An 11,420-nucleotide genomic window follows, 5' to 3' on the forward strand; every position below is an offset into this window, starting at 1 on the left:
CGCCTGCACGTGTTGGCCCGGCGCGGCACAACGGCCTCCCGGCCGCGTTGCGGCTCGCTCTCCCGCTCTCCCGCTCTCCCGCTCTCCCGCTCTCCCGCTCTCCCGCTCTCCCGCTCTCCTGCTCTCCCGCCCTCATCGACCGCGCCCGCCGCACTGTCCGCCGCCTCCGATATACGTCTCGTCGCCCGTCACTCCCCGTCTCGTCCGCGCGCATGCGATCCGCGCCCGCGTCCCAGTCGTGCGTTGTTCCCCGCAATTCGGCATTTGTGCGCGCGCAACAATGGCGATGCCTCGCGCCCGGCGCCAGGCGGGCAACCCGATTCCCGCATGGCGCCGGGCGCGATGGTCTTCGAAAACCACATCTCACGAGGACATACCATGCAACTCCAATCCCATCCGGCGTGCCGCCCGTTTTATGAAGCCGGCGAACTCACGCAACTGACTGCCTTTTACGAAGAAGGCCGCAACGTCATGTGGATGATGCTGCGATCGGAGCCGCGGCCGTGCTTCAACCAGCAACTCGTCACCGACATCATCCATCTCGCGCGCGTCGCACGCGACTCGGGCCTGCCGTTCGACTTCTGGGTGACGGGCTCGCTCGTCCCCGAGCTGTTCAACGTCGGCGGCGACCTGAGCTTCTTCGTCGACGCGATCCGCAGCGGCCGGCGCGACCAGCTGATGGCCTATGCGCGCTCGTGCATCGACGGCGTGTACGAGATCTACACGGGCTTCGGCACCGGGTCGATTTCGATCGCGATGGTCGAGGGCAGCGCGCTCGGCGGCGGCTTCGAAGCGGCGCTCGCGCATCACTACGTGCTCGCGCAGAAGGGCGTGAAGCTCGGGTTCCCCGAGATCGCGTTCAACCTGTTCCCGGGCATGGGCGGCTATTCGCTCGTTACGCGCAAGGCGGACCGCGGAATCGCGGAATCGCTGATCTCGACCGGCGAAACGCATGCGGCCGAGTGGTACAAGGATCGCGGGCTGGTCGACGAGACGTTCGACGCCGGTGACGCGTATCTCGCGACGCGCACCTTCATCGACGTGACGAAGCCGAAGCTGAACGGCGTGCGCGCGATGCTGCGCGCACGCGAGCGCGTGTTCCAGTTGTCGCGCTCGGAGCTGATGGACATCACGGAAGCGTGGGTGCATGCGGCGTTCACGATCGAGCCGAAGGACCTCGCGTACATGGAACGCCTGGTGATGCTGCAGAACCGGCGCGTGTCGAAGCTGCGCACGGTGTAATGCGGCGGGGGGCCGCCGGTTGCCGGCGGCGCCCCGCTCTCCGGAACGAAGCTCAGGCGATCAGCCTGAGCTTTCTCGTCTCGGCGAGCCACGCCTCGAATGCCTGCGCCGGCATCGGCCGCGCGTAGTAGTAGCCCTGCGCGTGATCGACGTCGAGCTGCTTGAGGAAATCGGCTTCCGCATGCGTCTCGACGCCTTCGGCGACCACCGCGAAATTCAGCGCCTTCGCGAGCGACACGACCGAGCGCACCAGCGCCTGCGAGCGCGGATTGCGGTCGATGCCCGTGATGAAGGTGCGGTCGAGCTTGATCGCGTCGAGCGGCAGGCGCGACAACTGCGACAGCGACGAATAGCCGGTGCCGAAATCGTCGAGATGGATCTGCGCGCCGAGCTGGCGGAACTGCCGCATCAGGCTGTTGGCGGAATCCTCGTCCTCGATGAAGCAGCTCTCGGTCAGTTCGATGTCGAGCAGGCCGGGCTTGAGCCCCGCGCTGTCGAGAATCGATGCGAACTGATGCACGATGTTCGTGTCCTGCAACTGCCGCGCGGACACGTTCACCGCGATCCGGATGCCGAGCCCCTTCGCCTTCCACGCGGCGGCCTGCGCGGCCGCGGTGCGCATCACCCAGCGCCCGAGCGGCGCGATCAGCCCCGACTCCTCCGCGAAGCGGATGAACTCGATCGGCGCGACGAGCCCGCGATCGGGCGACTGCCAGCGGATCAGCGCCTCGACGCCGCGCACGTCGCCGGTCGCGATATCGACGACCGGCTGATAGTGCAGCACGAACTGCTCTTCCTCGAGCGCCTTGCGCAGGTTCGTGTCGAGCCACATGTACTTCGCGACCTTCTGGTTCATCTCCAGCGAGAACACGCGGTACGTATGCTTGCCCTCTTCCTTCGCGACGTACATCGCAGTGTCCGCGCTGCGGATCAGCGTCTCGAGCGAATCGCCGTGCTGCGGATGCATCGCGATGCCGATCGAGCAGCTCGTATAGACCTCCATCAGCCCGAGGTGGATCGGCGTGCGCATCCGTTCGAGGATGATCTGCGCGGTCGCTTCGAGCAGCGGCCGCGTGCCGTGCTCGAACAGCACGAGGAATTCGTCGCCGCCGAGCCGCGCGAGCGTCGCGCCGGACGGCAGGCAGCCGCTGATGATCTTCGACACGTCCTGCAGCAGGCGGTCGCCGGTGATGTGGCCGTAGTGATCGTTGACGCGCTTGAAGTTGTCGAGATCGAGGAACAGGATGCCGACCTGGCCGCGCGACACGGCGCTCTCCGCGGCGATCGCCGCATGGATGCGCTCGCTGATTGCATGGCGGTTCGGCAGCCCGGTCAGCACGTCGGTGTTCGCGAGTTCGGTGAGCCGCTGCTGCGCGTTGCGCTCCTCGGTGATGTCGATGCCCGAGCAGATCAGGAACTGCTCTTCGACACCGCTGCCGCTCTGCACGAACTTGTTGCGGAACTGGAACAGGCGCGGCCCGTTGACCGTGTTGATGTAGCGCTCGACCGCGAACGAGCGGTTGCTCGCGAAAAAGCCCGTGATGTTGCTGCGCGACTGCGCGCCCTGCTCGGGGCTCATGAACAGTTCGAACGCGCTGCGGCCGATAACGTCGACCTCGCGCTTGCCCGTCACTTCCTCGCACAGGTGGTTGAAACGCTGCACCATCCCGTTGCGGTCGAGGATCACGACCAGCGAATTCACTTCGGACACGACCTGCTCGGCGAACGCGAGCCCGTGCGACAGATCTTCCGCGACGGACACGGCATCGGAATACGCGGAGGCCGTGCCGGCCCAGTCGGTCGTGTTGACCTTCCTGCCGACGAGATGGAGGCTGACCGACTCGCCGAACAGCGCGATGTCGAGCACGAGGTGCGACGTGACGCCCGTCAGCGCACGGATGCGCGCGGCCTGCTCGACCGTCAGTGCGACGGCGACGTTGGTCAGGCCGCGGACGGCGGCGAGTTCGAGCGCATTGCTGTCGCTGCCGAGACGCCAGCAGGGGCTGCGCGTACCGACATGCGCCTCGAGCACCGCGCTATCGTTTTCGTCATCCATGGACACGCCCCGATCCAGAAAAAAACGCACAGTGTAGACGGAGGCGAGTTGGCCGCCCGCCTTCCCGGGCCGCGCAGCGCGCGTTCCCGGAGGGGCAGCCGTGATTGCCGTGACAACGGCCCTCGTCTCGTACTTGTTTCCAACCAATGCGACCCGGCGTTCGCGCGTGAAGCGCGCAGGTTCTGCCTAACGAATGATGAGAGCCATCTTATCAAATGACGATGAGGATTGGCACTCACATTTAGAGCGGAGTGTCAAGGAATCAGGACTCGATTGGCAAGCCGGATTTTTCATGATTGGCGGCATGCTCGAAAGCAGGCGAGGCAGTGCGAAACGGGGCTGGCCGGATAGTCGGAGCGCCTTGCTCCGTATGGGTTTTCGGGAAATCGCAGAATGTAGGGACGGATAGTCTTCAGGACCACGGCGGCAGGGTCGGATCGTGTTCCGGCAACGCGAAATCCGGCCAATTTTGTTTCTATTTGGGCGTGAATGCGCTGCTTTATTCCACAGTCGGTTGCAATATCGCGCCGGCTGTCGACGCGGCATGTTTTATCGGATCCCGGCGGCGGGTCGACATCGCCGGTGGAACCGGTACGGCCGCCGTCGCGACCGGCGCGCGAGACACGCGGCGAGCGTCCGCCGTTCCGCACGAACACCCGCCGTCACCGCTGCCGCGCGTGTGTCGCGGCTCAGCCCGCCGCGCCGTAGCCGCCGCCGCCCGGCGTTTCGACGACGAACACGTCGCCCGGCGCCATCTGCGCGCGGCCGATATGCTCGAGCGCCTCGACCGTGCCGTCCGCGCGCTCGATCGTGTTGCGGCCGAGCGCGCCGGCTGCGCCGCCCGCCGCGCCAAACGGCGCGTGGATCCGGTTGTTCGACAGGATCGACGCGGTCATCGGCTCGAGGAAGCGGATCCGCCGCACCGCGCCGTCGCCGCCGCGCCAGCGCCCGCCGCCGCCCGAGCCGGCGCGGATCCGGTGCGAGTCGAGCCGCACCGGGTAGCGCCATTCGAGCACCTCCGGATCGGTAAGCCGCGAGTTCGTCATGTGCGTCTGCACCGCGCCGACGCCCGCGAAGCCGTCGCCCGCGCCGCTGCCGCCCGCGATCGTCTCGTAGTACTGGTAGCGATCGTTGCCGAACGTGAAGTTATTCATCGTCCCCTGGCTCGACGCGACGCAGCCGAGCGCGCCGTACAGCGCGTTGGTGATCGCCGACGATGTCTCGACGTTGCCCGACACGACCGCCGCCGGATACTCGGGGTTCAGCATCGAGCGCGCCGGCACGATCACCGTGAGCGGCTTCAGGCAGCCGGCGTTCAGCGGGATGTCGTCGCCGACCAGCGTGCGGAACACGTACAGCACGGCGGCCATGCAGACGGCCTTCGGCGCGTTGAAGTTGTTGTCGAGCTGCGCGGACGTGCCGGTGAAATCGATCTCCGCGCGCCGGGCCGCGCGATCGACGCGGATCGCGACGCGAATTTCCGCGCCGTTGTCGAGCGGATAGCGGTACGCGCCGTCCTGCAGCGCGCCGATCACGCGCCGCACCGCCTCTTCCGCGTTGTCCTGCACGTGCCCCATGAACGCGAGCACGACGTCGCGGCCGAACTGCGCGACCATCCGGCGCAACTCGTCGACGCCCTTCTGGTTCGCGGCGACCTGCGCGCGCAGGTCGGCCATGTTCTGCTCGACGTTGCGCGCCGGGTAGCGGCCCGATGCGAGCAGCGCGCGCGTGTCGGCGTCGCGCAGCACGCCGGCCGACACGAGCTGCCAGTTGTCGATCAGCACGCCTTCCTCGTCGATATGCGTCGAATCGGGCGGCATCGAGCCCGGCGTCGTGCCGCCGATGTCGGCGTGGTGGCCGCGCGAGCCGACGTAGAACAGCGGCGCGTCCGAGCTGTCCGCGAACACCGGCGTGATGACCGTCACGTCCGGCAGGTGCGTGCCGCCGTGATACGGGTCGTTCAGCATGAACACGTCGCCGTCGCGCATGCGGCCGCGGTTGCGCTCGATCACCGTGCGGATGCTCTCGCCCATCGAGCCGAGGTGCACGGGCATGTGCGGCGCGTTCGCGATCAGGTTGCCGTCGCCGTCGAAGATCGCGCACGAGAAGTCGAGCCGCTCCTTGATGTTCACCGAATACGCGGTGTTCTGCAGCCGCAGCCCCATCTGCTCGGCGATCGACATGAACAGGTTGTTGAAGATCTCGAGCCGCACCGGATCGGCATCGGTGCCGAGCGAGCGGCGCGTCGGCAGCGGCGTCGTGCGCGTCAGCACGAGATTGCCCTGTGCGGTCATCCGCGCGCGCCAGCCAGGCTCGACGACGGTCGTGCCGTTCTTCTCCGCGACGATCGCCGGGCCGTCGATCGTGTCGCCGGCCAGCAGCGTGTCGCGCACGTACAGCGACGCGTCGTGCCACTTGCCGCCGGAATGAAAGCGCACGGCGGAATCGGCACGCGGCGCAGCGCCTTCCCCGCGCGAGGCCAGCGGCGCGATGTCCACCGGCGCGTCGGAGCGGCCGATTGCCTCGACCGACGCCAGTTCGGCGACGAGCGGCGTGCCGGGCATCAGGAACGCGTAGCGCTGCCGGTACGCGGCCTCGAACGCCTGCTGCATCGCGTCGACGCTGCCGGCCGGCACGTCGAGCGCCGAATCGGTGCCCTGGTAGCGCAGGTGCACGCGCCGCTCGGTCGCGATCCGCTCCGGCGGCACGCCCTGTTCGAGCAGTGCGCCGACGGCCTCGTCGGCCAGCCGGTCGAGCGCCGCGTTCAAGGCCGGCAGCGATGCATCGGACAGCACGGCCTCGACCGCGCGCTCGCGCATCGCGGTCTGGTCGGCCAGGCCCATCCCGTATGCGGACAGCACGCCCGCGAGCGGATGCGCGAACACCTGCGTCATCCCGAGCGCATCGGCCACGCCGCACGCGTGCTGGCCGCCCGCGCCGCCGAACGTCGTCAGCACGTAGCGCGACACGTCGTGGCCGCGCTGCACGGAAATCTTCTTGATCGCGTTCGCCATGCTGCCGATCGCGATTTCCAGGAAGCCTTCGGCGAGTGCTTCGGGCGTCTCGCGCCGCCCCGTCGCCGCATGGATTTCATCGGCGAGCGCCGCGAACTTCGCGGCCACGCCGTCGCGGTCGAGCGGCTCGTTTGCATGCGGGCCGAACACGCGCGGGAAATGATCGGGCTGAATCTTGCCGAGCATCACGTTGCAGTCGGTCACCGTCAGCGGGCCGCCGCGCCGGTACGCGGCCGGCCCCGGGTTCGCGCCGGCCGATTCGGGGCCGACGCGCAGCCGCGCGCCGTCGAAGCCCAGCACCGAGCCGCCGCCCGCGGCGACCGTGTGGATGCTCATCATCGGCGCACGCATCCGCACGCCGGCCACCTGGGTCTCGAACACGCGCTCGAATTCGCCGTTGTAGTGCGACACGTCGGTCGACGTGCCGCCCATGTCGAAGCCGATCACCTGGCCGAAGCCGGCCGCGCGCGCGGCGCGCACCATCCCGACGATGCCGCCGGCCGGGCCCGACAGGATCGCGTCCTTGCCCTGGAACGCATCGGCGCGCGTCAGGCCGCCGCTGCTCTGCATGAACTGCAGGTTCACGCCCGGCATCTCGTGCGCGACCTGCTCGACGTAGCGACGCAGGATCGGCGACAGGTACGCGTCGACGACGGTCGTATCGCCGCGCGACACCATCTTCATCAGCGGCGACACTTCGTGCGACACCGAAACCTGCGTGAAGCCGATGCGGCGTGCGAGCTCCGCGAGCGCGCGTTCATGCGCGGTGTAGCGGTAGCCGTGGATCAGCACGATCGCGAGCGCACGCACGCCGGTGTCGAACACGCGACGCAGCGACGCTTCGGCATCCTGTGCATCGAGCGGCACGACGACGTCGCCATGCGCGCCGATGCGCTCGTCGATCTCGACGACGCTCTCGTACAGCGCATCGGGCAGCACGATGTCGAGATCGAACAGGCGCGGCCGGTTCTGGTACGCGATGCGCAGCACGTCGCGAAAGCCGCGCGTCGTCGCGAGCGCGGTGCGTTCGCCCTTGCGTTCGAGCAGCGCGTTGGTCGCGACCGTCGTGCCCATCTTCACCATGTCGACGCGCTCGGGCGTGATCGGCTCGCCGTCGGCGAGGCCGAGCAGGTAGCGGATGCCGGCCACGGCCGCGTCGCGGTACTGCTCGGGGTTCTCCGACAGCAGCTTGTGCGTGACGAGCGTGCCGTCGGGCCGGCGCGCGACGATGTCGGTGAACGTGCCGCCGCGGTCGATCCAGAATTGCCAGCGTGCGGCGTCGGAGGGAACGGGAGAAAGGTGTCGGTCGGTCATGATGGTCGATGCGTCGTGAAATCTCGGAACGAGCGCCGCCGCACGGCGCGCGTCGCGCGCCGTGTCACGGTGTCGATGAAAGGGGAAGAAAACGAAGGGCGGGCCGCCCCGCCGCTTACGCGGCGTCGAGTTCGCGGCCGCGCGTCTCGGGCAGCGTCAGCGCGGCGACGATCACCACGCCGTATGCGGCGACCGCGAAGACCCCGATGCTCGTGCCGAGCCCGTACTGCTTCGACAGCGCGCCGATCAGGAACGGGAACAATGCGCCGATCGCGCGGCCCACGTTGTAGCAGAAGCCTTGGCCCGAGCCGCGCACGCGGGTCGGGAACAGTTCGGTGAGGAACGCGCCCATCCCCGAGAAGATGCCCGACGCGAAGAAGCCGAGCGGGAAGCCGAGCCACAGCATCGACGCGTTGGTCAGGTTCAGCGACGTGTACGCGAACGCGATCGCCATCGAGCCGACCGCGAACAGGATGAAGTTCGGCTTGCGGCCGAGGCGGTCGGTCAGGTATGCGCTCGTCAGGTAGCCGACCCACGAGCCGAAGATGATCATCGCGAGATAACCGCCGGTGCCCATCACGGTCAGGTGCCGCTCGGTCTTCAGGAAGGTCGGCAGCCACGTCGTGATCGCGTAGTAGCCGCCCTGCGCGCCGGTCGTCAGCAGCGCCGCGCGCAGCGTCGTCGTGATCAGCTTCGGCGCGAAGATCTCGGTGAGGCGCGGCGCGTCGGCCACCTTCGCCTGCGCGGCCTTCTCCTTTTCGTAGACGTCCGGCTCCTTCACGTAGCGGCGGATCGCGACGACCAGCAGCGCGGGCGCCAGCCCGACGAGGAACAGCGCGCGCCACGCCTGCTCGGCCGGCAGCACCGAGAACAGCAGCGCATACAGCAGCGCGCACAGCCCCCAGCCGATCGCCCAGCCCGACTGCACCAGGCCGACCGCCCTGCCGCGATCGCGCGCACGGATCACCTCGCCGATCAGCACCGCACCGGCCGTCCACTCGCCGCCGAAGCCGAAGCCCATCAGCGCGCGCGCCGCGAGCAACTGGTGATAGTTCTGCGCGAGCCCGCACAGCGCGGTGAACACCGCGAACCACAGCACCGTGAGCTGCAGCGTGCGCACGCGGCCGATCCGGTCGGACAGAATGCCGGCGATCCAGCCGCCGAGCGCCGATGCGAGCAGCGTGATCGTGCCGATGAAGCCGGCGTCCGCGAGCGAGATGCCCCAGGTCGCGACGAGCGTCGGGATCACGAACGACAGCATCTGCGTGTCCATCCCGTCGAGCATGTAGCCGACCTTGCAGCTCCAGAACGCGCGGCGCTCGCGCGGCTGCGCGTACGCGTACCACGAGAACAGGCCGCTACGCTCGGGGCTCGCGGGCTCGGCGGCGGGTGCCGCGAGGGTCTTGCTTTCCATGGTGGTGCTCCTGTCGTTATGCGCCGTCAATTGTGTGCGTGTGTCGTGTGTGCGTCGCCGCGATGCCGGATCAGAACACGGCCAGCGACGCGTTCGTGATGTCGGTCATCAGCATGTGGCCGGGCGTATGCGCGATCGCGATCGGCAGCTTCGCGTCCATCAGCGCGGTTTGCGGCGTCACGCCGCACGCCCAGAACACCGGCAGCTCGCCGTCGCGGATCGTCACCGCGTCGCCGAATTCGGGTGCGTTCAGATCCGCGATGCCCAGTTCCTGCGGGTGGCCGATATGGATCGGCGCGCCGTGCACGCCCGGAAAGCGGCTCGTGATCTGCACCGCACGGATCGCATCGGCGCCGCGCATCGGCCGCATCGACACGACGAGCCGGCCGCCGAAGATGCCTGCGCGCCGGTTCGGAATCGACGTGCGGTACATCGGCACGTTGCGGCCCTCCTCGACGTGGCGCAGCCCGATCCCTTCACGGGCGAGCATCTCCTCGAACGAGAACGAGCAGCCGATCGCGAACACGACGAAATCGTCGCGCCACAGCGCCTCCAGCGACTCGACGCGTTCGGTCAGGCGGCCGTCGCGGTACACGTTGTAGCTCGGCACGTCGGTGCGGATGTCGAGATCCTCGCCGAGCGCGTCGATCCGGAACGCGCCCGGTTCGCCGACGCCGAGCAGCGGGCACGCCTTCGGATTCGCCTGACAAAAGCGCAGGAAATCGTGCGCGTACGCATCGGGCAGGATCGCGAGATTCGCTTGCGCGAACGGGCCGCAATGGCCTGCGGTCGGGCCGCGGAACGCGCCGCGACGCACGGACTGGCGGAATTCGGAAGGCGTCATGAGATTCAATGGCAGATCGGGATGTGGTCGGGATGACGGTGTCGCGTCATCGGATACGGCGAAGAATAGAAAAGAAAAAATTTTGTCGCCAACGAGTTTTTTTGCGCTGCGTGTATAGAATTTCTTAACGTATCTTCGGGTTTTCCCCGGTCCCGTTCATTTTTTCAGCGGGGCAAGCTGCGCGCCCAATGCCTTGCCGACCGCCATGAACACGCGTTTTCTCGAAACCTTCGTCACGCTCGCGAAGCTGCGCAACTTCCGCACGACGGCCGCCGCGCTGCACGCGACGCCGGCCGCGATCTCGCAGCGCCTGAAGGCGCTCGAGGACGAATTGCAGACGGTACTCGTCGACCGCGACAGCCGCGAATTCCGGCTCACGCCGAACGGCGAGTACCTGCTCGGCTATGCGAAAGCCGTGGTCGAGGCGACGCAGGAGCTGCAGGCCGCCGCGTCCGGCGAGAGCGCGCTGCGCGGCAAGCTGCGGCTCGGCGTGATCGAGACCGTCGTGCATAGCTGGCTGCCGCACTATATGCGCCGCCTCGCGGCCGACTACCCGCAACTCGAGATCGACCTGACCGTCGACGTGAGCGTCGTGCTGCAGCGCCGGCTGATGGCCGGCGAGCTCGACCTGATCATCCGCGTCGAGGGCAGCGACGAGGCGTCGGTCGTCTGCGACGCGCTCGCGAACTATCCGGTGCGCTGGATCGCGCGCGCGGGGCTGCTGCCGAACACGCGCACGGGCCTTGCGCGGCAGGTGCTGCGCCAGCCGATCCTGACCTACGGGCGCGGCACCGCGCCCCACCGCGCGCTCGAGGACATCGTCCGTACGCTCGCGCATGCGCATGGCGTGCCGCTGTCGGACACGCGCATTACCGGATCGCCGTCGATCTCGGTGATCGTGCAGCTCGTGCGCGACGGCTTCGGCGTCGCCGCGATTCCGGTGCTGTTCGTCGATGCGCTGATCGAGAGCGGCGAAGTCGTCGAACTGCCGCTGCAGCCGTCGCCGCCGTCGATCGTCGTGTCGATGTCGCGGCGCGCGGATGCGCCGCGGTTCGTGCACGGCGCGTCGATTGCCGCGCGGGCAGCGTGTCATGAGTACTGCGAGAAGAGTACGCGGCGGCTGGTTGAGGCGCTTTGAAGCGGCGCGGCACAGCCGGACGCCGTGCCGTCATCGGTTCGCCTGAATCAGGCAGCCAGTCACGCGGATTGAGCCGCATGCGGCTGCGCCAGCTTGCCGTCGCCGTACTCGCGGAGCACCTTCGAGATCACGACGCGATAGCCGTCGAGCCAGCGCGCCTGCTTCGCCTTCGCTTCGAGGTGCGCCGGATGCTGCATCAATTGCTGCAGTGCCGCTTCCGATTCCCAGTAGTAGACGTTCTGGATCAACCCCGCTTCGGCGTTCTCCCACGTCTCCTCGCCGAGATAGCCGGGCGTCGCGCGCGCCATGTCGGCGATCTGCCGGTCGAGCCGGTGGAATTCGTCATCGTATTGCCCGGCACGAAAAATGAAGGTCGACGCGTACATGCCCGCTCCGTC

The 11,420-nt window shown here is 68.0% G+C and carries 7 protein-coding genes; 2 read left to right on the forward strand and 5 right to left on the reverse strand.

The annotated features are described in order from the left end of the window. Nucleotides 1–378 precede the first annotated feature (378 nt). Nucleotides 379–1,242 carry a crotonase/enoyl-CoA hydratase family protein gene (locus AC3WLY_RS01485; RefSeq protein ID WP_492309551.1) on the forward strand — a complete coding sequence of 288 codons (864 nt, stop codon included), beginning with the start codon at nucleotides 379–381 and terminating at the stop codon, nucleotides 1,240–1,242. Nucleotides 1,243–1,294: 52 nt separating this feature from the next. Here AC3WLY_RS01485 and pdeR read toward each other — a convergent pair whose 3' ends face one another. From pdeR to AC3WLY_RS01505, 4 genes are all read right to left on the reverse strand, one after another. After that, nucleotides 1,295–3,298 (reverse strand): cyclic di-GMP phosphodiesterase, encoded by a 2,004-nt coding sequence (pdeR, locus tag AC3WLY_RS01490; protein WP_492309552.1) that lies wholly within the window; start codon nucleotides 3,296–3,298, stop codon nucleotides 1,295–1,297. A gap of 689 nt (nucleotides 3,299–3,987) precedes the next feature. Further along, entirely contained in the window at nucleotides 3,988–7,626 is a 3,639-nt protein-coding gene (locus AC3WLY_RS01495; protein ID WP_492309553.1) for a hydantoinase B/oxoprolinase family protein, read from the reverse strand. 115 nt (nucleotides 7,627–7,741) lie between these two features. Further along, nucleotides 7,742–9,040: an MFS transporter gene (locus AC3WLY_RS01500; protein ID WP_492309554.1), complete on the reverse strand. Its 1,299-nt coding sequence runs from the start codon at nucleotides 9,038–9,040 to the stop codon at nucleotides 7,742–7,744. 70 nt (nucleotides 9,041–9,110) lie between these two features. Beyond that, nucleotides 9,111–9,884 carry a putative hydro-lyase gene (locus AC3WLY_RS01505; RefSeq protein ID WP_034182034.1) on the reverse strand — a complete coding sequence of 258 codons (774 nt, stop codon included), beginning with the start codon at nucleotides 9,882–9,884 and terminating at the stop codon, nucleotides 9,111–9,113. Nucleotides 9,885–10,089: 205 nt separating this feature from the next. Between AC3WLY_RS01505 and AC3WLY_RS01510 the strand changes: the two genes are divergently transcribed. Then, nucleotides 10,090–11,022 carry a LysR family transcriptional regulator gene (locus tag AC3WLY_RS01510; RefSeq protein WP_065502871.1) on the forward strand — a complete coding sequence of 311 codons (933 nt, stop codon included), beginning with the start codon at nucleotides 10,090–10,092 and terminating at the stop codon, nucleotides 11,020–11,022. Nucleotides 11,023–11,081: 59 nt separating this feature from the next. Here the strand turns inward: AC3WLY_RS01510 and AC3WLY_RS01515 are convergent, their stop codons facing one another. Next, the gene (locus AC3WLY_RS01515) at nucleotides 11,082–11,408 is read right to left on the reverse strand and encodes an antibiotic biosynthesis monooxygenase family protein (protein WP_175960762.1); all 327 of its coding nucleotides are present in this window, start codon (nucleotides 11,406–11,408) and stop codon (nucleotides 11,082–11,084) included. Nucleotides 11,409–11,420: the final 12 nt, after the last annotated feature.

This window comes from Burkholderia sp. FW306-1C-G01B (genome assembly GCF_058781685.1).

What these genes read in the sequence shown, in the direction of transcription:
- AC3WLY_RS01485 (WP_492309551.1), top strand. Translation starts at nt 379, where the DNA reads ATGCAACTCCAATCCCATCCGGCGTGCCGCCCGTTTTATGAAGCCGGC.
- pdeR (WP_492309552.1), bottom strand. Translation starts at nt 3,298, where the DNA reads ATGGATGACGAAAACGATAGCGCGGTGCTCGAGGCGCATGTCGGTACG.
- AC3WLY_RS01495 (WP_492309553.1), bottom strand. Translation starts at nt 7,626, where the DNA reads ATGACCGACCGACACCTTTCTCCCGTTCCCTCCGACGCCGCACGCTGG.
- AC3WLY_RS01500 (WP_492309554.1), bottom strand. Translation starts at nt 9,040, where the DNA reads ATGGAAAGCAAGACCCTCGCGGCACCCGCCGCCGAGCCCGCGAGCCCC.
- AC3WLY_RS01505 (WP_034182034.1), bottom strand. Translation starts at nt 9,884, where the DNA reads ATGACGCCTTCCGAATTCCGCCAGTCCGTGCGTCGCGGCGCGTTCCGC.
- AC3WLY_RS01510 (WP_065502871.1), top strand. Translation starts at nt 10,090, where the DNA reads ATGAACACGCGTTTTCTCGAAACCTTCGTCACGCTCGCGAAGCTGCGC.
- AC3WLY_RS01515 (WP_175960762.1), bottom strand. Translation starts at nt 11,408, where the DNA reads ATGTACGCGTCGACCTTCATTTTTCGTGCCGGGCAATACGATGACGAA.